The organism is Micromonospora sp. NPDC048040, from assembly GCF_055587185.1.
Genome location: NZ_JBVJGT010000002.1, coordinates 39,455 through 61,488 on the forward strand (window position 1 = coordinate 39,455; position 22,034 = coordinate 61,488).

At 74.3% G+C, this 22,034-nt stretch carries 22 protein-coding genes; 4 read left to right on the forward strand and 18 right to left on the reverse strand.

Annotation, left to right across the window (positions count from 1 at the left end; genetic code table 11):
* The first annotated feature begins 163 nt into the window (after positions 1 to 163).
* Entirely contained in the window at positions 164 to 346 is a 183-nt protein-coding gene (locus ACZ6O2_RS02410; protein ID WP_466021743.1) for a hypothetical protein, read from the forward strand.
* A gap of 152 nt (positions 347 to 498) precedes the next feature.
* Here the strand turns inward: ACZ6O2_RS02410 and ACZ6O2_RS02415 are convergent, their stop codons facing one another.
* The 3 genes from ACZ6O2_RS02415 to ACZ6O2_RS02425 all read right to left on the reverse strand — a co-directional run bounded on the left by ACZ6O2_RS02415 (position 499) and on the right by ACZ6O2_RS02425 (position 2,201).
* Positions 499 to 783 carry a putative quinol monooxygenase gene (locus tag ACZ6O2_RS02415; protein ID WP_350703087.1) on the reverse strand — a complete coding sequence of 95 codons (285 nt, stop codon included), beginning with the start codon at positions 781 to 783 and terminating at the stop codon, positions 499 to 501.
* 33 nt (positions 784 to 816) lie between these two features.
* A complete protein-coding gene (locus tag ACZ6O2_RS02420) occupies positions 817 to 1,575 on the reverse strand; it encodes a MerR family transcriptional regulator (RefSeq protein ID WP_466021744.1) in 759 nt (252 codons plus the stop codon).
* 98 nt (positions 1,576 to 1,673) lie between these two features.
* Positions 1,674 to 2,201: an ArsR/SmtB family transcription factor gene (locus ACZ6O2_RS02425; protein ID WP_350703091.1), complete on the reverse strand. Its 528-nt coding sequence runs from the start codon at positions 2,199 to 2,201 to the stop codon at positions 1,674 to 1,676.
* A gap of 55 nt (positions 2,202 to 2,256) precedes the next feature.
* Between ACZ6O2_RS02425 and ACZ6O2_RS02430 the strand changes: the two genes are divergently transcribed.
* Entirely contained in the window at positions 2,257 to 3,192 is a 936-nt protein-coding gene (locus ACZ6O2_RS02430) for a S41 family peptidase (protein WP_466021745.1), read from the forward strand.
* Between the two features lie 136 nt (positions 3,193 to 3,328).
* On the opposite strand, the gene ACZ6O2_RS02435 is transcribed toward ACZ6O2_RS02430, so the two are convergent.
* The 10 genes from ACZ6O2_RS02435 to ACZ6O2_RS02480 form a co-directional block, all read right to left on the reverse strand.
* Entirely contained in the window at positions 3,329 to 4,951 is a 1,623-nt protein-coding gene (locus ACZ6O2_RS02435; protein WP_466021746.1) for a hypothetical protein, read from the reverse strand.
* On the reverse strand, positions 4,948 to 6,060 hold the full coding sequence (locus ACZ6O2_RS02440; protein ID WP_466021747.1) for a hypothetical protein: 1,113 nt from the start codon (positions 6,058 to 6,060) through the stop codon (positions 4,948 to 4,950). Before ACZ6O2_RS02440 ends, ACZ6O2_RS02435 begins: the two co-directional genes overlap by 4 nt.
* Positions 6,061 to 6,172: 112 nt before the next feature.
* Positions 6,173 to 6,658: a hypothetical protein gene (locus ACZ6O2_RS02445; RefSeq protein WP_466021748.1), complete on the reverse strand. Its 486-nt coding sequence runs from the start codon at positions 6,656 to 6,658 to the stop codon at positions 6,173 to 6,175.
* Positions 6,659 to 6,932: 274 nt separating this feature from the next.
* Positions 6,933 to 7,166, reverse strand: a complete 234-nt coding sequence (locus tag ACZ6O2_RS02450) for a zinc-ribbon domain-containing protein (protein WP_466021749.1) — start codon at positions 7,164 to 7,166, stop codon at positions 6,933 to 6,935.
* Positions 7,167 to 7,214: 48 nt separating this feature from the next.
* On the reverse strand, positions 7,215 to 8,078 hold the full coding sequence (locus ACZ6O2_RS02455) for a sugar phosphate isomerase/epimerase family protein (protein WP_363701418.1): 864 nt from the start codon (positions 8,076 to 8,078) through the stop codon (positions 7,215 to 7,217).
* A gap of 188 nt (positions 8,079 to 8,266) precedes the next feature.
* Entirely contained in the window at positions 8,267 to 9,184 is a 918-nt protein-coding gene (locus ACZ6O2_RS02460; protein WP_466021750.1) for a CHRD domain-containing protein, read from the reverse strand.
* 305 nt (positions 9,185 to 9,489) lie between these two features.
* Positions 9,490 to 10,368 carry an SRPBCC domain-containing protein gene (locus ACZ6O2_RS02465; protein ID WP_466021751.1) on the reverse strand — a complete coding sequence of 293 codons (879 nt, stop codon included), beginning with the start codon at positions 10,366 to 10,368 and terminating at the stop codon, positions 9,490 to 9,492.
* Positions 10,361 to 10,918, reverse strand: coding sequence for a helix-turn-helix domain-containing protein (locus ACZ6O2_RS02470; RefSeq protein WP_466021752.1), 558 nt, complete (start codon positions 10,916 to 10,918; stop codon positions 10,361 to 10,363). Before ACZ6O2_RS02470 ends, ACZ6O2_RS02465 begins: the two co-directional genes overlap by 8 nt.
* An 88-nt stretch (positions 10,919 to 11,006) precedes the next feature.
* Positions 11,007 to 12,350: a class I SAM-dependent methyltransferase gene (locus ACZ6O2_RS02475; protein WP_466021753.1), complete on the reverse strand. Its 1,344-nt coding sequence runs from the start codon at positions 12,348 to 12,350 to the stop codon at positions 11,007 to 11,009.
* Positions 12,347 to 13,747: an FAD-binding oxidoreductase gene (locus ACZ6O2_RS02480; RefSeq protein WP_350703111.1), complete on the reverse strand. Its 1,401-nt coding sequence runs from the start codon at positions 13,745 to 13,747 to the stop codon at positions 12,347 to 12,349. Before ACZ6O2_RS02480 ends, ACZ6O2_RS02475 begins: the two co-directional genes overlap by 4 nt.
* 159 nt (positions 13,748 to 13,906) lie before the next feature.
* Here ACZ6O2_RS02480 and ACZ6O2_RS02485 point away from each other — a divergent pair, with 159 nt between their 5' ends.
* Entirely contained in the window at positions 13,907 to 14,191 is a 285-nt protein-coding gene (locus tag ACZ6O2_RS02485) for a DUF427 domain-containing protein (protein ID WP_393455821.1), read from the forward strand.
* A gap of 51 nt (positions 14,192 to 14,242) precedes the next feature.
* Here ACZ6O2_RS02485 and ACZ6O2_RS02490 read toward each other — a convergent pair whose 3' ends face one another.
* Positions 14,243 to 15,547, reverse strand: coding sequence for an MFS transporter (locus ACZ6O2_RS02490; RefSeq protein WP_466021754.1), 1,305 nt, complete (start codon positions 15,545 to 15,547; stop codon positions 14,243 to 14,245).
* Between the two features lie 70 nt (positions 15,548 to 15,617).
* On the opposite strand from ACZ6O2_RS02490, the gene ACZ6O2_RS02495 reads away from it, so the two are divergent.
* Positions 15,618 to 16,589, forward strand: a complete 972-nt coding sequence (locus ACZ6O2_RS02495; RefSeq protein WP_466021755.1) for a GlxA family transcriptional regulator — start codon at positions 15,618 to 15,620, stop codon at positions 16,587 to 16,589.
* Positions 16,590 to 16,735: 146 nt separating this feature from the next.
* Here ACZ6O2_RS02495 and ACZ6O2_RS02500 read toward each other — a convergent pair whose 3' ends face one another.
* From ACZ6O2_RS02500 to ACZ6O2_RS02515, 4 genes are all read right to left on the reverse strand, one after another.
* Entirely contained in the window at positions 16,736 to 17,200 is a 465-nt protein-coding gene (locus ACZ6O2_RS02500) for a hypothetical protein (RefSeq protein WP_350703116.1), read from the reverse strand.
* 213 nt (positions 17,201 to 17,413) lie between these two features.
* Positions 17,414 to 19,369, reverse strand: a complete 1,956-nt coding sequence (locus ACZ6O2_RS02505; RefSeq protein WP_466021756.1) for a VWA domain-containing protein — start codon at positions 19,367 to 19,369, stop codon at positions 17,414 to 17,416.
* Positions 19,370 to 19,371: 2 nt separating this feature from the next.
* On the reverse strand, positions 19,372 to 20,829 hold the full coding sequence (locus ACZ6O2_RS02510; protein WP_466021757.1) for a magnesium chelatase: 1,458 nt from the start codon (positions 20,827 to 20,829) through the stop codon (positions 19,372 to 19,374).
* Positions 20,830 to 20,891: 62 nt separating this feature from the next.
* Entirely contained in the window at positions 20,892 to 21,959 is a 1,068-nt protein-coding gene (locus ACZ6O2_RS02515) for a hypothetical protein (protein WP_466021758.1), read from the reverse strand.
* Positions 21,960 to 22,034: the final 75 nt, after the last annotated feature.

Consider the following 22,034-nt stretch of genomic DNA (forward strand, 5'->3'; position numbering starts at 1 on the left):
TTCGTTGTTCTTGTCCCCCTTGTACCCCCCCCCTCTGCTCCCTTGCCTATCTTTTCTCCCCCCCCCCCCCCCCTCCCCCCCTCCTCCCTTCCCTCCCCCCCCCCCCCCCCCCGGCCCGTCGGTGTGGACGGCGACAGCCGCCGCCGTGGCCTCGCTCGTCACCATGCTGCAGCTGGCGGCCCCGCACGCGCCGGCCGCCGTCTGCGCCGCCTTCGTCGGCCTGACCGGCCCCGACCTCCTCCACCCGCTCCACACGGTGCTGCCCGCCGTGCTGGTCGTGCTCGGCACGGCGCTGCTCGCCGGGCGGCTGCTGCCGCACTACGGCTACCCGCCGTCCTGGCGCTGATCCACTGCCCGTCGGCCTCGATCGGCTCGACCCTCTCCGGACCCGCACGGTCCCGGGGCGGACGGACCCCCGGACCCCGCCCTGGGGGAGTCCGGGGCCTCGCCCGGGCGGATCCGGGGCTGGCCGGGCGCGAAGGCGTCCGGCCAGCCCCGTCAGGGAGCCTCGACGCCGGAGATGCGGTACCTGTGCACCTCGGCGCCACGGATCGCCACCGCCTGCTCCCCGGCCGGCCCCGCACCCCGGAAGGCCAGCAGCTGCGCGTCGGACTCCCAGCGCTCGTAGACGTTGATCCGGCCCGGCTCGACCAGGTCGGCGCTGATCGCGAAGTCGACGCAGCCCGGCGCGGACCGCGCCTGCCGGACGACCTCGACGCAGTCGGCGAGGTAGGTGTCCCGCTGGTCAGGGTCGACGTAGAGACTGCCGGCGACGATGAGCACTGGATACCTCCAGGGAGCGGACGGACCGCACGATCAGGCGCGGCTGATCGCGTTGGCGTGGATGGCCTCGCTCAGGTACGCCGCCATCCCCGTCCTGATCCTCTCGAAGTACGCGGTGAACCGCTCGTCCGCCACGTACATGTCGGCCAGCCCCGTGTGGACCTCGTACGAGCACTCGTAGAACCAGCGGCTGATGATCTGCCGGTGCTCCTCGGCCAGCTCCATCGCCGCCGGGCTGTCCGCCGGCGCGCCGGAGGACATCACCTCGACGAACCGCCGCCCCCAGTCCTCGTTCTCGGCCTTGTTCCGCAGCCAGTCGTCCTTGGTGTAGCGGGACACGCGCCGGTTCGACTCCCGGTACGCCTCGGTGCCGCCCCACCGCTGCTCGGCCTCCTCGGCGTGCGCGTCCGGGTCGAAGTCGCCGAAGACCTCGAACCGCTCCTGCGGGGTCAGTGGGATGTTCAACTTGCTCGCCTCCATCGCGAACTCGATCGCCGTGACCATCTCCTGGAGCCTCTTGATCCGTACGGTCAGCAGCTCGTGCTGGCGGCGCAGGTGCGCCGCCGGGTCACTCGCCGGGTCGTCGAGGATCGCGGCGATCTCCTCCAGCGGGAACCCCAGCTCCCGGTAGTAACGGATGTGCTGCAACCGCTCCAGGTCGGCGTCGTCGTAGCGCCGGTAGCCCGTGCCGCTGCGGCCACTGGGCGAGAGCAATCCGATCTCGTCGTAGTGGTGCAGCGTCCGCACGGTCACCCCGGCCGACTTCGCCACCTGTCCCACCGTGTACGCCATGGTTTCCCTCCCTTCCGCCAACGAGGCTCCCGCCTGCCGTTACGTGAGGGTCAAGCCCGATTCTGGACCCGCGGGCGACGTCCAGCCGGCGGGACCGGTCAGGCCGGTGGCGGCGGGGTCTGCCGGTAGAGGCTGACCAGCACGCCGTAGCGCTCCTCGCCCTCGCCGGCGTCCTCGGCGGTGTCGAGCAGCTCGCTGAGCGCGGCGCCGAGCCGTTCGGCCTGGGCCGCGGTGAGGCGCAGGTGGCGCAGGTGCAGCAGCGGCTCGCCTGGCGCCGCGGATACCTCCTCGGCGACCGCCCCGAGCATCGCGGCGGTCGCGGCGGCGTGGCCAGGCGCCACGCGCATCCGTCGGGCGCTGCGCTGGTAGTACTGCTCGGTGCCGCCGCGGACCTGGCGGGTGTGGGCGACGCGGACCATGCCGGCGTCGCGCAGCACCTTGAGGTGGTGGGCCACGTTGCCCTTGGCCGCGCCGAGCGCCGCCGCGAGTTGGCTGATGGTGGCGGGGCGCTGCCCGAGCGCGAAGAGCAGCCGCTGCCGCAGCGGGTGCCCGAGCGCCTTGAACTGCGCCGGGGTGGTGACCTCCAGCAAATCGTCGAGCGGCTGCTCCGCGGGCGTCGGCGTCATGACTAAAGTGTCTACGCCTCTTGACGCTTTGTCAAAGCGCTGCTCTACTGCGGACATGACAACCCTCGACACACGGGAACAACCCGCATCACAGATCGAGATCACCGAGGTCGTCGAGCGCACGGCCCAACTGGTCGGCGAGCACTACGTCTTCGCCGACGTCGCAGCCCGGCTCGCCGGGCTCCTGCGGGCGGAGACCGACCGGCACCGGCAGGCACGGTCCTGGTCGGCGCTCGCCGACACGCTCACCCGGACGCTCCAGTCGATCAACGGCGACCGCCACCTGGGGGTGAGATTCCACGACCGGCCGCTGCCGGAGGACGGCGGGGATCCGCTCGCCGACGGGCTGCCCGGGATGGCCCGGGCCAGCCTGGGCGGCATCCACCGGGTGGAGCGGCTGCCCGACAACGTCGGCCTGCTGCGGATCGAGCCCGCGCTGTTCTCCCCCGCCCTGGCCGGGGAGGCGATGACCGCCGCGCTGCGCCTGGTCGCCGACGCCGACGCCCTGATCATCGACCTGCGCGAGACGATCGGCGGCGACCCGGAGATGGAGGCGATGGTCTGCGGGCACCTCTTCGACCGCCCGACACAGCTCTACACCATGCGCCAACGCCACCTGCCCGACCGTCAGTTCTGGAGCCCCGCGCCGCTGGCCGGAGCCCGCTTCGGCGGCGACCGGCCGCTGGCCGTCCTGACCAGCGCGACGACCTTCTCCGGGGGCGAGTCGCTCGCCTACGCGCTTCAGCAGCACGGCCGGGCCACGGTCGTCGGAGAGCGGACCGGGGGCGGCGCCCACCCCCGGACGGGGTTCCCCGTCCACCCGCACCTGCACCTCTCGGTGCCGGTCGCCAGCCCGGTCAACCCGATCTCCGGCACCAACTGGGAGGGCACGGGCGTCGTTCCGGACGTCGAGGTGCCCGCGGCCGAGGCACTCGACGCCGCCCATCGGACCGTCCTGCGCGCCGCCCCACCATCACCCATCGCGACCTAACACCCGTCGTCACGCAGCGTCACGCCACGCACGAGGGCAACGGAGAGTGGCGGCATGTTCCGGTCAGCTGGCGCTGGACCGGTGGCGGGAGTCCAGCCTGGGTCCGGGCGGGCGGGAGACCGACGCGTCGGGCCGGTCAGGCCCACTCCTCGTCGGGGTCGCCGTACACGTCGGACGAAGAGGCCGCCGCGACCGCGCGGTCGGTGGAGCCCGAGGCGGGGCCGTGCGACCCAGGCGCAAGGGCCGGGCCGGAGCCGGGCGGCGCGGGGGCCGGGCCGGAGTCCGGGGGCGCCGGCGCGGGGACCGGTGGGCCCCCGTGGGTCCACGGGGTCTCCTCGACGGCAGGGAAGGTCCCCGCCGGCATGAAGGAGTCCGACAGGGTGGTGTAGCAGAGCCGCTCCCCCACCTCGGGCACGGTGCCCGGCGGGGCCGTCAGCCCCCGGCCCATCCCGCCGGAGAGTTCCAGCACCACCTCGGTCTTGCCGTCCGCCGCCGGGGTCACGAAGACCACCTTGGCCTTCTGCGCCGGCCGGGCCGGCGAGTACAGCGTGGCGCCGACCGGCATCGGCACCGGCTCGGTGGTGACGACCTGGACGCGGGGACGCAGCACCGGCCGCTTCCCGGTGTCGTCCACCCGCTTCGGGTCGGCCAGGATCACCTCGCCCACGAACGCCTCGCCGGTCAGCCGGTGCTCCGCCATCACCAGCGGGTCGTCGTAGGCTCGCTGGACGGCGTACGAGGTCAGGGCCCGTTCCAGCCGGTGCAGCCGCTGGGCGGCGGCCACCGCCCCGTCGCGGCGGGGCTGCGGCGGGCCGCCCGCGTCGACGTGCTCGGCGTACCCGGTGAACGCGTCCTTGTCGCCGTCCCACCGGCCGGCCACCCGGGCCCCCGGCGGCAGGCCGCGCAGCAACCCCACGCCGCGCCACATCAGCTCCCAGGTGGGCGCGAGCTGGTCGCGCAGCAGCCGCTCCAACTCCGCGTACGCCCCGGCGCGCGCCTCCGCGTCGTCCTCGGCGGCGGCGTACGCGGCGATGGCCGGGGCGAGGCGGTAGTTGTCGAAGTCGGGGTCGGTGGCCGGCCCGGCGGGCGGGCAGAGCGCCGGGTCCTCGGCCCGGGCCGCCGCCTCGGGCCCGGTGAGCCCGGCCGGCGGGTCGATCCAGCCGAGCAGCGCCGGCAGGTGCAGGTCCTCCACCACGCTCTGCCCGGTGGCCCAGTGCAGGGTCAGCGCGTCGGTCATCGCCACCAGCGCCGACGAGCCGGGATGCTCGGCCCGCTCGGCGAAGAAGGTCAGCCAGCGCCCGAGCACCGGCACCGACGAGTGCACCGGGTACTCGCCGTCGGGGCGGCGGAAGCGGGTGGAGCGGCCGAGCAGCCGCAGGAAGGTCACCCCGGCGGGGTTCGGCACCAGCAGCTGCGGGGCGTCGACGTACCGGTACCGCACGTCCTTTCCCCGGTCGATCGGCACCGCCTCGGCGACCCCCCGGAACCCGTCCAGGTACGGCAGCACGGTCGCGGCCAGTTCGGCGGCGAACCGGTACCGCTGGTCGCGGTTACGGGGCTGCGGCACGATCAGCAGCCGCGCCGCGTCGGGCGCGTCGCCGACCAGCGCCGCCAGCGGGGCGTTCGCCTCGCCGGCCATCGCCAGCGGCACCAGCACCAGCGGGCGCTCGGCCAGGTGCAGGTGCCGGACGGTCGCCACCGGCTGGGCCACCCCGGCGGCGAGCGCCTGCGCCCTGGCGAGCGCGCGGAGCGTACTCATGCGGGGGTCCCGGCGAGGGCGTCGGCGCGCAGCCGGGCGGCGGCCCGCAGCAGCGCGGCGGCCTCCTCCTGCCCCGGGTCCGGCGTGCGCTCACCGGCGGCCAGCGCCAGCACCTCGTCGACGTCCGCGATCCCGCCCAGCGCCTCCCGGACGGGCCGGCCCAGCGCCCCGCTGTGGCCGCGCGCCTCGTGCCGGCAGAAGTACGCCAGCTCGCAGGCCGCCAGGCACTCCGGCGCGTAGCGGGCCTCCACCCCGGACAGCGCGGCGAGCAGCGCCGCGGGCTCGGCGGCCAGGTCGGCGGTGAAGTCCTCAGGCACGGCGGCCAGCAGCGCGTCGAGCCGGGCCATCCGGTCGAGCTGCCGGCGCAGCACCAGCAACTGCTTGCGCACGTCGACCAGGCTGGCCACCGGCTGGTTGGCGAAGTCCCGCGGACAGACCAGCACCACGTCGTGCGACACCAGCTCGGGGTCGTGGCCGGCGGAAGCGAGCAGCTCGCGCAGGGCCAGCACGTAGACGGCGGCCTGGGTCGCGGCGGCGGACACCTTGGCCGCGTCGGCCTGACCGTCGACCACCGGGAACGACTTGATCTCGACCACGCGGAACCGGCCGGCGAGCCGGGCGGCGACCAGGTCCGGCTCCAGGTGCACCCGGCGGCCGGCGACGTCCAGGCCGAGCAGGGGATGGTCGAACAGCGCGGCGGCGTCGCCCGTCCCGTCGCCGGGCGTGGCCCCGGTCAGCAGCTCGGCGGAGCGCCGGTGCCGGGCCGCCGTGTCGTCCTCGACGCCGTCGCCGAGGTCCGTCCAGGTCGCCGCCGCCGGCACCGGTACGCCCAACCGCTCGGCGACCAGCCGCAGCAGCTCGGCCCCGCCGTCGGCCTTGACCTGCGCCTCGAAGGCGTTGCCGCGGGTGATGGCGAACCGGGACTGCCCGAACCGGGCGGGGAAACCGATCCGCTCGGCCAGCTTCGGCTTGTCCACCCCGGCGCCGTCCAGCACGGCCCGCCGGGTGCAGCCCGGGTTGCCGGTCAGCGCGGCGATGGTGCGGGCGTTGTGCCGCCTGGGTGGCACACCGCCGCGGATCGCCGCCAGTCGCTCCTCGCTGCTCGTCACGATCCGCCACGATAGGCGGTCCCCGCCGGTCGCGCCGGGCGACGCCCCGGCGGGAAGAGCGCGGGACGCCGCCCGGTGCGCGCATGCCCGGCCAGACCGAGCCGGAGCCCGGTCAGGCCGAGCCGGAGAGCCCGGCCAGGAGCGCGGAGCCGCCGCAGCAGACCACGCCGAGCACGAGGAGGATGACCAGCAGGATGCTGTAGTTCGACCACATCCCGAACTTCGTCACGTCGGTGCCCTGCCCGTCGTGGACGCGGTTGCGCCATCCGCCGAAGCGGAACGACAGGTGGTGCACCGCGCCGGGATGGGCGACGAGCGCGGTGGTCATCACGGGAACGCCCATGAAGTCTGTGTAGCGGACGTCGTGCGGGCCCGCCGGGACGGCCACGTGCCAGGTGCCCTCGCCGGGAATCGGAACGGCCTGGCGGTCGACCTTGAACTTGCTGGTCGAGGGGGCGGGGACGAGGTACGGCCCGCGGTTGACCGAGACGGCCAGCACGGCGTGGCCCGGGGGCGGCGGGATCGGGTGGGGGTACGCGACCAGCGGGGTGACCGCGCCCGGCCCCGGCGGGTACGACGGGTGAGGGGGATACGACATCGCCACATCCTGGCACGCCCCGGCACGTGAGCCGGGGCGCGCGCTGTCGGGCCGGCTGACGCCGGCGCCCACGGGTCACGTGGCGGTCACCGGCCGGAGGAGCGGTTCCAGGGCGAGCGGGGCAGGGCGGTGCCGGCCGTCGGGCGGCGGTCTCGGCGACGCCGGCGGCGCCCCGGGGTGCAGGGCGGCCGGGAGACGGTGTGCACGGGCGCCGGGGCGGGCGCGGCGGGTTGCCGGCCGATCAGCCAGCAGAGGAAGCGGGCCATCGGTGGGCTCAGCCGACCGCGAGGCGCTGGGCGTCGGACTTGGCGATGTCGTACTGGGCGCCGCAGAAGGTGCACTGCTGCACGTAGCGGGTGCGGACCGGGATGATCGGGACGAAGAACAGGCTGAACCTCGTCGACCGGCGGGTGATCACCTGGGCGGCGTGGTTGCCGCAGTTGCGGCAGACCTGCCGCACCACGCCCGACCGGCTGACCTTGGTGCGGAGCCCGAAGATGAAGAACATCGCCCGGCAGTACCCACTGCCGGGCCCGCAATCACCCCCCGACCGGCGTCAGGAGCGGGAATTCCCGGCGGACGGTACGGCCGACAGCCCACGCAGGAAGGCCAATCCCTCGACGGCGAGCGCGTCGGGGCCGGTGGCGAGCGGGCGCCACACGGACATCGGCACGGCCAGGGCCGGCGCCGTGAACGACTCGATGCTCAGCTGGCCGGAGTAGTCGATGTCCGCGAGGGCGGCCAGCATCGCCGGCCAGTCGAGGTGGTCCCCGCCGGGCGCGCCGCGGTCGTTGCCGCACACCTGCACGTGGGCGAGCCGGTCACCGGCCGTCCGGATGGCCGCCGGCAGGTCGCGTTCCTCGATGTTCAGGTGGAAGGTGTCCAGCGCGAGTCCCAGGCCGTCGATCCCGTCGACCACCTCCAACGCCTGCTCGACGGTGTTGAGCAGGCTGGTCTCGAACCGGTTGAGCGGTTCGAGGGCGATCGTCACGCCCCGCTCGGCAGCCTCGGCGGCCAGCGGCCGGAGCCGGTCCACGAGGCGCGCCGTGGTGGCGCGTCGCGCGTCCGGGTCGAGCAGCCAGGTCCGACCGGCCGGCGCGTAGAGCGGGCCGGCCACGACGGCGGCCCCCACCTGGTCCGCGGCCCGCAGGCAGTGCCGGACGAAGTCCTCGGTGAGCCGCACGACCTGCTCGTCGTCGGCGAGCAGGTCGTGGTCGGGCAGCAGGCCGGCGCAGACGGCGGGGGCCAGGTCCAGCCCGGCGAGCAGCTCCGCGGCCACCGTGGGGTCCCAGTCGCCCGGGGCCTGGATGGGCAGCTCGACGGCGTCGAAGCCCCAGGCCTTGATCCGTGGGGCGAGCCGGGCGAGCGCCTCGTCGGTCAGCGGCGCGACCCACGCCCACGTGTTGATGCCGATCTTCATGCCCGCCCTCTCACCCTCCACAGTCGACGGATTCCGTCGACTGTAGATGATCGTGAGGGCGCCACGACCGGCCGACACCGGGGCATCCGCTCGTCGGGAACGAGCGGATGCCCCTGCCGGTCCCGTGGCCCGCCCGCCGCGACGGCAGGCTCGCACAGGCACGACGGCCGACGATGAGTACGTCGCTGTCAGGCGTCGCTCATCTGCCGGTCCCAGTCGTCGCGCTTCTGCTCGCCGGAGTCGTCACGCTTGTCCTGGCCCCAGTCGTCACCCTTGCCCTGGCCCCACTCGTCGCGCTCCTCGTCGCGACCCGAGTCGTCACGCTTGTCGTGGCCCCAGTCGTCACCCTTATCCTGGCCCCACTCGTCACGCTCCTCGTCGCGACCCGAATCGTCACGCTTGTCGTGGCCCCAGTCGTCACCCTTGTCCTGGCCCCACTCGTCACGCTCCTCGTCGCGGCCCCAGTCGTCACGCTTGTCGTGGTCCCGCTCGTCGCTCTTGATCTGGCCCCGGATCTCGCCCTTCGGGTACTTCTTGGTGTGCACGTTGGCGTACGTGACGCCGGCCTCGATCGCGTCGACAAGCTCGTCGAACTCCCCAGGCTCGATGCCCTGGTCTGCGGGGCCCACCACGTCAGCGGGCCGGATGGTCCCCTCGATCTTGGCTGGGGCGGGAGGGCAGGCCTGGACGCCCTGTGGCGCGCCACCCTTCGCGTCCTTGACGTTCGAGCAGAGGAAGGCGGCGATACCGCCGCTCTGGTGTCTTCCTCCGAAGTGGATGTGCGCCTGCTCGACGTCTTTCAGGTCGTCGTAGCTCAGCCGCCATTTGATCTCCTTGTTCCGTTCGTCGATGTGCGCCTCGAACCGGCCCGAACCGGGCGTGGAGATCGTGAGCGGGTCCTCCTGGTAGCCGCTGAGCTTCGCCCGCACGGTGTCCTCACCGCGCCGCGAGTCGTCCCAGTCCCACGAGTTCTGCGACTCGCGCGACTCGTGCTTGTCGCGCGAGTCGTCCCGTCCGTCGCCCATGGCGGCGTTTCCGGCGGCGACCGCCGCCACCGCCGCGCCGGCCGCCACCGCAACTGCCCACAGTCGAGTACGTCCCACCATCACTGCTGCTCCTTCCTAGGCGATGCCTGGCCCAAGCTCGCGGACGGCCGTCGACCGATCCGTCGGAGGCGCAGGCGGAAGGCGCCGTTCAGCCGAGAACGGAGTCACGATGCCGACGGCTCAGGCTGAGCAGGCGCCCCTATGGTGAAATTGTCCCATATTCCCCATATGCCGTCGCGGCTTCCCCGATCCGACCGTGAGAGACTTTCGCGACCTGTGGACCGCCTACACCGGCTCTGCGGCGCTTGGACAGGCAAGAGCCCCCTGCACCCCGATGGGGTGACAGGGGGCTCCTGCTCCCGGGCTCAGCTCGTCGCCTGAGCGACCTCCGGCTCCAGGCCCGGCACCTCGGCCGGAAGCCAGATGGGCTGCCAGTCCTTCATCTCGTGGAAGCGGCGCAGCTCGAACAGCCCCGAGAGCGACCCGGCCCAGCCCGCGTACGGGGGGTTCTGCTCGTCGAAGCCGGACTGCACGAAGGTCAGCTTCGTCTTGCCCTGCGACTCGGCCAGCTCCCAGGTGCTGACGCCGATCGGGCCCCAGTCGACCGAGAGCTTCCGGCCGGGCTCCAGGTCGACGACCTTGGCGGCGTGGCCGGACTCGAAGCCACCCATGGCGTAACGGCCGCCGACCCAGGGCTCGATGCCGATCGGGTAGCCGAACCAGGCGCTGGCCTGCTCGGAGTCGGTCAGCGACTCGAACACCTTGGCCGCCGGCGCGTCGATCAGCAGCTCGCCGCGCAGCTCGGCGGAGGTGAAGTCGACCTTCGGCAGCAGCGGGTCGCCCTCCAGGTGGGCGGCCAGGTTGGCCAGCGACAGGCTCCAGAAGGTCTGCAGCACGCCGCGGATGCTGCTGCCGCTCATCGTCTCGGCGAAGTCGAAGTGGCTCTGGGTCAGCGTCAGGACGGTGCGGTCGGACCCCTCGGCACGCAGGGCGAACTCGGTGGTGGTCTCGACCCCGTCGAGCAGCCAGGCGAAGCGCAGGGTGTCGTCGTCGACGTGCAGCAGCCGCTGGTGCGGCGCGTCGCCCTCGGGGGTGTGCCGGCCCCAGAACTCGTACCGGTGCGGCAGCTCGACCTCGGCGTGCTCGGCGAGCCAGACGCGCAGCTCGGCCGGGTCGGTCAGGGCGCGGCGGACGGTCGCGACCGGCGCGGCGAGGCGGACGGGCACCTTCATCGGTTCACTCACGGTCTTTCCCCTTCGGATAACAGGCCACGGCGAGCTTGAAGGCGTCGCCCTCGGCGCCGCCGTAGCGCGTGAAAAGGTCCTGCAGAGTCGTCCGCAGGTCGTGCAGGAACTGCTGACGTTGCTCCGCCGGCACCCGGATCTCGCCGGCCACCCCCACCGAGGGGAGCTCGGGGGCGGCGCGGTCCAGCCCGGCGATGTCGGCCTGGACCTCCTCCATCAGGTCCAGCAGGTAGCCGAGGCTCAGCTCGTCGCGGGCCCGGCGCAGACCGATCCGGCCGACGAGCCGGGGCGACAGCCAGTAGGACCGGGCGGCGGCCTGGTAGATGCCCTCCGTGATGCCGCGGACCTTGCGCTCGCTGACCTGCTCGGCCAGCCCGGCGGCGACGAGCTGCTTGACGTGGTAGTAGACGCGCTGCGGCGTCTGCTCCAGCCGGGCGGCGACCTCGGTGCAGGTGCGCGGCTCGGCCAGTTGCCGCAGCACCTCGACGCGCTGCGGCTTGAGCAGGGCCTCGGCCTGCTCCATCTGCTCCAGGTACAGGACATCTCTCATGAGAAAATCAGTTTGTACGTACAAAGTTTGTTTGTCAACGGGTTCGACGAAAGCCGCGCCGGCCGGGTCGGCGCGGCTTTCGTCCGGATCAGGGCAGCCAGTCGGGGCGCAGCGGATAGCCGCTCGCCCCCTCCGGGCCGTTGCGGGTGGCCAGCACCTGGTGCAGCTGGATGCCGTTACGCTCGAACGCCAGCCGGGAGCCGGCCATGTAGAGGCCCCACACCCGGGCCGTGCCCGGCCCCACCTCGGAGACGCAGAAGTCCCAGTGCTCCACGAGGTTGCGGCACCAGCCGGCCAGCGTCAGCGCGTAGTGCCGGCGCAGGTTCTCCTCGTGCTGCACCTCCAGCCCGACGTCGTGGATCTCGCTGATCACCCGCCCCGGGCCGGCCAGCTCGCCGTCGGGGAAGACGTACCGGTCGATGAACGCGCCCGAGCGGTGCGGCGCGTGGTTGTCGGCCCGCGTGATGCAGTGGTTGAGCAGCCGCCCGTCCGGCCGCAGCCGGTCCCGCAGCGCGGCGAAGTAGGCCGGGTAGTTGCGCACCCCGATGTGCTCGGTCAGCCCGATCGAGGAGATCGCGTCGAACTGCTCGCGCGGCGCGTCCCGGTAGTCGAGGTGGCGCACCTCCGCCAGGCCGGTCAGCCCCTCCCGCTCGATCGCCGCCCGGGCCCACTCGGCCTGCGACCGGGACAGGGTCACCCCGAGCGCCCTGACGCCGTACTCGCGGGCCGCGTGCCGGACCATGCCGCCCCACCCGCAGCCCACGTCGAGCAGCCGCATCCCGGCCTTGAGCGCGAGCTTCTGCGCCACCAGGTCGTACTTGGCCGCCTGGGCCTGCTCCAGCGTGTCGTCGGGCGAGCGGAAGACCGCGCAGGTGTACGTCATCGACGGGCCGAGCACCTTCTCGTAGAAGGCGTTCGAGACGTCGTAGTGGTGGGAGATCGCGGTGCTGTCCCTGACCCGGGAGTGCCGCAGCCCGTTGACCAGCCGCTTCCAGCGCGGCTGCGCCTCCTGCGGCGGGGGCGGCGGCGGCATCAGCCGCTCCCAGCCCAGCCCGCGCACCAGGGCCAGCGCCTCGGCCAGCGGGGGCGTACGCAGCCGCAGCTCGTCCTTGAGCACCCGCAACGCCTCGTACGGGTCGCCCGGGTGCACGCCCTGCAACGCCAGGTCGCCACTGACGTAAGCCCGGGCCATGCCCAGGTCGCCAGGGGCGGTGAGCAGGTAGGTCAGGCCCCGCTCGGAACGGATCGACAGGGTGATCCCGGCGTCGGCCGGGCCCACCGCGCTGCCGTCGTACCCGGTGACCCGCACCGGAAGGCCCCCGGTGGTCAACGCGCGGACGACGTCCGCCACGCTCGGGCCCGGGCGTCGGCCCCCCGCCGGCGGGGAGGCGGGAGCGCTCGCCGCTCCCTGGTCTCGATCGGTCAGGCTCATCTTCGTGCTACCGCCTTCTCGTACAGTCCCGTGAGCCGGTGGTCCGGGTCGTAGCGGTCCTTCACCGCGCGCCACGTCGCGCCGCCGTAGAGCCGGTCGAAGGATTCCCGGTCGTAGTACGCGTCGGAGTAGAGCGACTTGTGCCCGCCCAGCTCCGACACCATTCGCTCGATCACCCGGTTGACGTCGCCGTCGGCGGCGCCGCCCGCGATCGGCACGCTCCCCCAGAAGCCGATGTTCACATAGTCCTGCCCCGGCCGGAGGGGATACAGCGGCCAGGCGCGGGCCGATTCCGGGCCGGCCGGCTCGCGCAGCCGCAGCGGGCACAGCCAGACCGGGGTCATCCCCACGGCCTTCGCGAACCAGCGCAGGAACTCCGCCGTCCGGTCCAGCGGGATCTCCACGTCCTGCACCACCCGCTCGCGCGCCGGCTGGCCGCGCAGCCGGTCGATCCGGGCGGCCACGCCGTGCCGGTGCTCCAAGCGGACCAGCCGGTGGTAGACGTCGCTGCGCCGCCACCGCGCCGGCCAGATCCGCCGGACCACGGGGTGCTGCACGCCGAACGCCGCCGAGCACCAGAACCAGTCGGTGTCCCAGCGCCAGAGATAGTCGTACGTGGTCAGGGCGTCGCCTGTGCGCCGGCGCAACGACCGGTAGTAGATGTCCTGACCCGTGTAGTCGCTGACGTGCGGGGCGTCGTCGGTGAAGGCGCCGAGCACCAGGTACGCCTCGCCGGGGCTGAACATCACCCCGTCCATCGCGTCCACGGCCTCGCCCGCCCAGGAGCGGGTCGCGGTGACCTCGGCGACCGCGTCGGTGAGGGCCTCCAGCCGGGTGAACCGGACGTTGCGCAGGGCCACGAAGCGGCGTACCGGCTGCAGCTCGATGCGCAGCCGGGTGGCGTAGCCGAGGCTGCCGAGCGAGTTGGGGAAGGCCGCGAAGAGGTCGGCGTGCTCGCCCTCCGGGCGGGCCGTGACGACGTCGCCGGACCCGGTGAGCACGTCCAGCTCCACCACCGACTCGTGCGGCAGCCCGTTGCGGAACGAGGTCGACTCGATGCCGAGCCCGGTGACCGCCCCGCCGAGGGTGATGGTGCGCAACTGCGGTACCACCAGCGGCATCAGCCCGTGCGGCAGGGTCGCGTCGACCAGGTCCTCGTAGGTGCACATGCCCTGCACGTCGGCGGTGCGGGCCACCGGGTCCACATCGAGCACGCCGGTGAGCCCGCTGACGTCCAGCCCCGGCACGCGGGGGGCGGATCGGGGGCGGAACAGGTTGGAGGTGCGTTTGGCGAGCCGGACCGGTTCGCCCGCGGGCACCGCCGCGTACGACCGTCGCAGCTGGGCCACCGCGCCGTCGTGGTCGACCGGGTGATGATCCACACGCGCCGCGCACATGAGATCACTGTACGCTCCCGCCGCTCTTCCCTGTGGGATGTCCACGGTGGCCGTTTCGCGCCGCGACCGCCGCGCCGTCGCCCCTCGGGGCGGTGGATCCGGCGTTCCGGACCGGCGACCACGTGGCCGCGCGGGTCCCGTCGGCATAGCGTGGGAGCCATGCCGAAAGCTGTGTGGAACGACGTGGTCGTGGCCGAGAGCGACGACACCGTGCTGGTGGAGGGGAACCACTACTTCCCGCGTACCGCCCTGCGCGACGACCTGATCCGGGAGTCCGACACGCACACCGTCTGCCCGTGGAAGGGCACCGCCTCCTACTACACGCTCGTCCACGACGGGCGGACCAGCCCCGACGCCGTCTGGTACTACCCCGACCCGAAGGCGGAGGCGGAGATGGTCCGCGACCGGGTCGCGTTCTGGAAGGACGTCCGGGTCGTCGAATGAGCCACCCGCCCGCGCCGGCGGCCGGAGCAGCGGTGGACGGTCGGCCGACCGTCAGTCCCGGTAGCTCCACGCCCGCCGGCCCCCGGCGGCGACCGCCGGGGCCGGCGCGGGCGGCACCTCGCGGCGGCGGCGCAGCAGCAGCGACAGCACGGCGGCGCCGATCGACAGCGCCCCCGCCGCGTACCAGGCCGGCGCGTAGTCGCCGAGCCGGTCCCGGACCAGTCCCGCCCCGGTGGCGGCGACGGCCGCGCCGACCTGGTGCGCGGCGAAGACCCAGCCGAAGACCACCGCGCCGGACGCGCCGAAGTACTCCCGGCACAGCGCCACCGTGGGCGGCACCGTGGCGACCCAGTCCAGCCCGTAGAAGACGATGAAGACCAGCATGCTCGGCTCGGCCGTGGCCGCGAAGAGCCCCGGCAGCACCAGCAGGGAGCCGCCGCGCAGCGCGTAGTAGGCGCCCAGCAGCAGCCGGCTGTCCACCCGGTCGGTCAGCCAACCCGAGGCGACCGTGCCGACGATGTCGAAGAGCCCGACCAGCGCCAGCAGCCCGGCGGCGGTGGTCTGCGGCATCCCGTGGTCGTGCGCGGCCGGCACGAAGTGCGTGCCGACCAGCCCGTTGGTGGTCGCGCCGCAGATCGCGAAGCCGCCGGCCAGCAGCCAGAACGGCCGCGTCCGGGCCGCCTGCGCCAGCGCGCCGACGGCCCGCGACGCCGCCCCGCCCGCCGGCGGCGTCGGGGGCACGACCTCGGCCGCGCCGTAGGCGGGCAGGCCGAGATCCGCCGGGTACTCGCGCAGCAGCCACACCACCAGCGGTACGACCGCCACCGCCGCCCCGGCGACCACGAGCGCCGCCGCACGCCAGCCATGCGCGTCGACGAGCATGGCGACCAGCGGGAGGAAGACGAGCTGGCCGGTCGCGCCGCCGGCGGTGAGCACGCCGGTGACCAGGCCACGGCGGCGCACGAACCAGCGCCCGGTGACGGTCGCCACGAAGGCCAGCGCCATCGACCCGGTGCCGAGCCCGACGAGCACGCCCCAGCACAGGACGAGTTGCCAGCTCGCGGTCATGAAGACGGTCAGCCCGCTGCCCGCCGCGACCGTCAGCAGCGCGCCGGCGACCACCCGCCGGATGCCGAACCGGTCCATCAGCGCGGCGGAGAAGGGCGCGGTGAGCCCGTAGAGCAGCAGGTTGACCGAGACCGCGGCAGAGATGGTGGCCAGCGGCCAGCGGAACTCGGCATGCAGCGGATGCAGCAGCACCGAGGGGGTGGCGCGGAAGCCCGCCGCGCCGACCAGCGCGACGAACGCGACGGCGGCGACGGTCCAGGCCGGGTGCAGGCGACGAGGTCGGGTCACGGGTCGAGTCTGCGGATCGGGGCGGCCGACGACGAGTGGCCGGAAAGCCATCATGCGCAATAATCGGGCCATGACCGTCCGCCCGCACCGAATCGCCGTGCTCGCCACCGACCAGGTCGTCGGCCTCGACCTCGGCACCCCCGCCCAGGTCTTCGGCACCGCGCGCGACGCCGACGACGTGCCGCTCTACCTGGTCGACACCTGCACCGCGGGCGCCCTCCCGGTGCGCAGCACCGCCGGCTACCAGGTGCTCCCCGACCACGGGCTGGAACTGCTGGAGGCCGCCGACACGGTGGTCGTCCCCGGCATCCACGGCGGGCCACCGATGCGCGACGGGACGCTCGACCCGGCGGTGGCGGACGCGCTGCGCGGGGCGTACGCACGGGGTGCCCGGATCATGTCCATCTGCACCGGGGCGTTCGTGCTGGCCGCCGCTGGGCTGCTCGACGACCGGCGGGCCACCACCCACTGGGCGTACGCCGACCGTTTCCGGCGGCTCCACCCGACTGTGGACCTCGACCCGGACGTGCTCTTCATCGCCGACGACCGGGTGCTCACCTCGGCCGGGGTGGCCGCCGGGATCGACCTCTGCCTGCACGTCATCCGCACCGACCACGGCAGCGAGGTGGCCAACCGCGCGGCCCGGCGTTGCGTGGTCCCGCCGTGGCGCGACGGCGGCCAGGCCCAGTACATCGAGCGCCCCGTGCCGAAGACGGCGGACGCGGGCACGGCCGGGGCGCGGGAATGGGCCCGCCATCGGCTGCACGAGCAGGTCAGCCTGCGCGACCTGGCCGGGCAGGCCCGGATGAGCGTGCGGACCTTCACCCGGCGCTTCCGCTCCGAGACCGGGATGAGCCCGGCGCAGTGGCTGCTCCAGCAGCGCACCGACCACGCCCGGCTACTGCTGGAGACGACCGACCTCACCGTCGACCAGGTCGCCCGACGGTCCGGCTTCGGCACCGCCGCGGCGCTCCGGCAACAGTTGCACCAGCGCATCGGCGTGACCCCGTCGACCTACCGCCGCACCTTCCACCACCCCTGACCCTCGCCCTTCCCTCGCCCTCGCCCCTCCCTCCCCTCGCCCTCCCCGCGCCCCGCGATCTTGCGCTTTCGGCCCGGCATTCGCCCTCTTCCACGTGGTTTGTCGGGGGCGACAAGTGCAAGATCGCGGAGTGGGGACGGGTCAGGTCAGGGGGTGCGGAGCATGCGGAGTTGGGCCAGGTGTTTCGGGAGGTGGACGCGGGTGTGCAGGTCGAGGGTGCGGCCCCAGGGCAGGGTGTCGTCGACGACCAGGTCGAAGCCCTCGCGCAGGTGCGTCTCGACCGGCGTCTCCGCTGCCGGCCCGAGCCGCTCGGTCAACACGCAGAGCTTCTGGCTGGTGGCCCGCAGCAGGGTGGCCAGCCCGTCCAGCCCGCCGCACTCGACGACCAGCGCGTCCACCTGCGGACGGTGGATGGTCTCCAGGTCGTAGTACGCGAACGGCGAACCGGCGATGACCGCCTCCGTCGCCTCGGTCATCAACTCGTCGTTGGCGGCGAGGTGGGCGACGATCTGCTCGGCGCTGAGCTGCCCGGCCGGCGGTGGCCCGAACCCGCCCGCGTCGACCTCGGCGAGCACCTCCTCGTACGCCCCTCGCAACGCCCCGCTGTCCATGCCCTCAGTGAATCCCGCCCCGCGCCGTCCGCCCCAGCGTTCCCGCACATGGTTCACCCGGACGGGGGCCGAGGCGAGGGCCGGGGCCGGAGGAACACTGGTGGTCGAGCCCGCGCAGCCTGAGCCGTAGGACAGAATCAGGCCAGCGGTCCGACTTCGCTGCGCCTCCCGGCCAGCGGACCAATCGGCCAGCAACCAGCAGGGTCAGCGGGGTCAGCGGCGACGGGGCTGGCGGGCGCGGAGGTAGTCGGAGACGACGTACTCGCCGAGATCCTCGAGATCGGGGGTGAACATGCGGCCCTTCGAACGGCGGGCGACGGCGTCGACGAAGCGGCGCAGGCCGGGGTCGTCGCCGAGCATGAACAGGTTGAGCGTGGCGCCGTAGCGGGTCAACCGGTCCACCTCACGGACGGTCGCCTCGATCGTCTCCGGCAGCGGCGGCCAATGGAACAGCGCCTCCCCGCCGTCCGGGTCCAGGTGGGCGGTCGGCTCCCCGTCGGTCACCACCAGCACCACGGGCTCGGCGCCCGGATGCCGGCGCAGGTGCCGGCCGGCCAGCCGCAGCGCGTGCTGGAGGTTCGTGCCCTGCTGCATGTCCGGCTCGACGGCGGCCAACTCCTGCTGGGTCAGTGGCAGCGCCTCCCGGCCGAACCCGACGATCTGCAGCGCGTCCTGCGGGAACCGGGTGGCCATCAGGTGCGCCAGCGCCAGCGCGGTCTGCTTCATCGGGCCCCACCGGCCCTGCGAGATCATCGAGTAGGACAGGTCGACGCAGAGCGCCACCGCCGCCGACGCCCGCCGCTCGGTCTCCACCACCTCGAAGTCCTCGACGGCCAGCTGCACCGGCACGCCCGTCCCGGCGCGACGGACGGCCCGGGTCAGCGTCCGCACCACGTCCAGGGGCTGCTCGTCGCCGTACTCCCACGGGCGGGAGCCCCCGCTGACCTCGCCGGCGGCGCCCGCCGAACGCAGGTCGTGCTGGCCGCGCGGCCCGGCCGTCAGGTCGGCGAAGACCCGCCGCAGCGCGGTGCCGCCGAGCCGGCGCAGCGCCTTCGGGCTCAGGGTCAACCCGTCGGCGTCCCGGCTCACCCATCCCTGCCGGCGCAGTTCCCGCTCCAGCTCCCGCAGCCGGCGTACGTCGTCGGCGGCGTCCCGGCCCAGCGTCCGGGCCACCGCGTCGACGTCGACGTCGTCCAGGGTGGCACCCGGGTGCTCCTGGTCGAGCTGGTCGAGCAGCCCGTCCAGTTCGGCGATCTCGCCGAGCGCGCCGGCGGCCTCGCCGTAGCCGAGCGGCCGGTCGCCGCGCACCCGCTCGCCACGGCCCCCGTGCAGGTCGGGCCGGAGCGCACGGAGGTTGGCGTCCAACGCGGCCAACTCCCCGGCGAGCCGGTCGCCGAGCGACTGCCGCATCAGGCCCGCCAGCTCCTCCCGCTGCCGGTCGGACAGCGAGCGCAGCAGCCGCTCCCCGGCGGCCGACCGGCGGGCCAGCACGTCGACCAGCTCGTCGACGTCGGCCGGCTGCTCGGGGAAGAACTCGCCGTGCCGGCGCATGAACTCGGCGAACGCGTCGGTGGTGTCCTCGGACCGGGCGTGCCGGGCCAGCAGGTCGTTCAGGTCGCGCATCATCTCGGCCAGCCGCCGCTGGGCGGCCGGGTCCGCCGAGGCCCGCACCGCGTCCCGCAGCCCGGCGAAGCGCTGGCCCAGCACGTCGTCGCGGAGCCCGTCCAGGATCCGCTGGTACGTCCGGCGCGCCTCGTCGCTGGCCCACCCGTAGCCCGCCAGCTCCGCCACCGCCCGGGCGGTCGAGCGGGGCAGGTTGTCCAGCACCGCCTCGGCGAACCGCGCGGCGTCGCCGTCGCGCCCGCGCAGCTCGTCCCGCTCGGCGGCGAGCGCCTGGTCGAGCAGGGCCCGGGCCCGGGTGACCGCCCCGTCCAGGTCGCCCCGCCGCAGCGCCTCCCGGCGCAGCCGCCTCGCCCGCGCGGCCAGGTCGTCCAGGCCGCCGCGTCCGTGCGGGCCCCGGCGCAGCAGGTCGCGCAACGCCTCCCGGAGACTGCCGCCGGCCAGCACCTCCGCGCCGACGGCGTCCACCGCGCCCCGCACGTCGTACGGGGGCGCGAGCGGGTCGGGGCCGCCGCGCCACTGCCCGTACCGGAACCGGTTGCCGGCCATGCTCAGGCCCGGCCGCCGTAGCGGGTCCGGCCGGAGTCCGTGACGTCCTTGCCGAGCCGGCGGGTCAGGTGCAGCCCCTCCAGGACGAACTCGACGCCGGCGGCGGCCTGCTCGGGGGTGGGCGCGTCGCCCAGGCCGAGCCGGTCCAGCGCCTTGGCGAGCCCGGGGACGGTGCCCACCTGGCGCAGCAGCTCCGCCGAGCTGACCAGCTCACCGGTCTCGATCACGGCGTCCTCGTCGACCAGGGCGGTGAAGCCGGACAGGTCCAGCCCCGCCAGCCGGGCCCGGAACGTCTCGGCCGTCGCGGTCCGCAGCAGATGGCCGAGGATCTCGACCTCCCGCCCCTCCTCGCCGCTCTCGAACTCCACCTTCCCGCGCAGTGTCGACGTCACCGACACCGCGTCGCCCACCCGGGCCACCGGCGCCTCGGGGCGCCCCCCGTCGGCACCGGCGGCGAGAAGGCCGGCGCGGCGCAGCGCGGCGGCGGCGACCGTCTCGGTGGCGGCGATCGCGAACCGGGCGGAGACGCCGGAGCGCGGGTCCACCGACGGCGACTCGCGTACCGCGCGGGCGAACCGCGCGAGGACCTCCAGCACGTGCTCAGGCACCTCGGCGACCGGGTCGGCCTCCTGCCGGATCAGAGCCAGCTCCAGGTCGAGGTCGGCCGGATAGTGGGTGCGGACCTCCGCGCCGAAGCGGTCCTTCAGCGGGGTGATGATCCGGCCCCGGTTGGTGTAGTCCTCCGGGTTGGCGCTGGCCACCAGGAACAGGTCCAGCGGCAGCCGCAGCTGGTAGCCGCGGACCTGGATGTCCCGCTCCTCCAGCACGTTGAGCAGCGCGACCTGGATCCGCTCGGCCAGGTCGGGCAGCTCGTTGACCGCGAAGATGCCCCGGTTGGTGCGCGGTACGAGACCGAAGTGGATGGTCTCCGGGTCGCCGAGGGTGCGCCCCTGGGCGACCCGGATCGGGTCGACGTCGCCGATCAGGTCGCCGACGCTGGTGTCCGGGGTGGCCAGCTTCTCGCCGTAGCGCATCGAGCGGTGCAGCCAGGCGACCGGCAGGTCGTCCCCGGCCTCGGCGACCAGCGCCCGGGAGGCCGGGGTGAGCGGGTGCAGCGGGTGCTCGTTGAGCACCGAGCCGGCGATCACCGGGGTCCACTCGTCGAGCAGCCCTGCCAGCGAGCGGATGAGCCGGGTCTTGCCCTGGCCCCGTTCGCCGAGCAGCACCATGTCGTGCCCGGCGAGCAGCGCCCGCTCGACCTCGGGCAGCACCGTGTCGTCGTAGCCGACGATGCCGGGGAAGCGGTCGGCGCCGGAGCGCATCCGGGCCAGAAGGTTGTCGCGGAGTTCCTGCTTGACCGTGCGGTACGCGTGGCCGGCCGCCCGCAGCGCGCCGAGCGTGCCGGGTAGGTCGGCCGGTGGGACCGGGGTAACCGGGGAAGGCGCAGTCACCCAACCCACGCTAGCTCACGAAATCGGGCACGCCCGGTCCGTCGACCGGGCGCCCCCGCCGTCGGTACGGCTCAGCCTCGGCCGCAGTCCCCGCAGGCGCCCCGGCGGCGCAGGTGGTACGCGTACGTGGCCGCGCCGAGGGCGACGCCCCAGAACGGCCACAGCAGCATCGGCGCGGTGGCCAGGCTGACCTCGCCGAAGTCCCAGAAGGCGGGGCTGGCGAGCAGCCCGAGCGTCGCCGCGGTGACCGCCACCGCGACGAGGGTGGCCGGGACCACGGCGAGCCCTACCGGGACCGGCCGCCCGGCCAGGCCGACCATCCAGCGCGGGAACCGCTCGCCCCAGCGCTGCACGAGGCCCAGCGTGAGAACCGCGCCCACCAGCGCGAACCCGCCCAGCCCAGCGCCCGCCCACACCAGCCCGCTCGCCCGCATCTCGTCGAGGAACGACTGCTCGATGCCGAGCGGGATGCCGGCCGCCCAGGCGAGCCGGGTGGCGGCGTACAGGGCCGGGATGGTGGCCGCGACCCAGGCCGCCCAGCGCCCCCAGCGGGTGGCCGAGGCGGGCGAGGTCCAGCCGTGGTCGGTGCCGTCGCGTCCGCACCTCGGGCAGGCGCCGGCGGTGCGCCGCTGCCAGCCCAGCACGGCCCCGGCGAGCAGCACCCCGCCGACGACGGCCGCGAACCGGGCGAACAGCGCCCAGGTGAAGACGTCGGCGTAGTCCACCGGCGGCCAGCCGAACGGCGCGCCGATGACCAGGATCGGGGCGTACCCGAGGATGGTCAGCACTCCCACGTCCGGCACGACGACGGCCAGCAGGAACGCGACCGTCCAGGCGTACGCCGACAGCAGCGCGCGCAGCGGCCGGCCCGGACGCTGCGGGCCGGCCATGGCGAGCGCGGCGACGGCGGCGCTGAGCAGCAGCGCGGCGAACAGCGGCGGCCCGACGGCGGTCGGGACCAGCCGCAGCAGGTTCAGGTCCCCGCCGGGGTCGTTCGCGCCGAACGGGTAGCCGGCGCCGGTGGCGGTGGAGACGAGGGCGAGCACGCCCCACAGGCCGAGCCAGGCGGCGGCGAGCGGGGCGAGCCGTGCTGACCGGTGCACGGCCGGCCGGCGGGTGTGCGGAAGGGTCGTCGTCATGCCTTCAGCCTCGGCCGGCGGGCCCCGCGTTCCCTCCCGTGCGGCGGTGAACCCACTCCCCCTGCGGAGGGAACC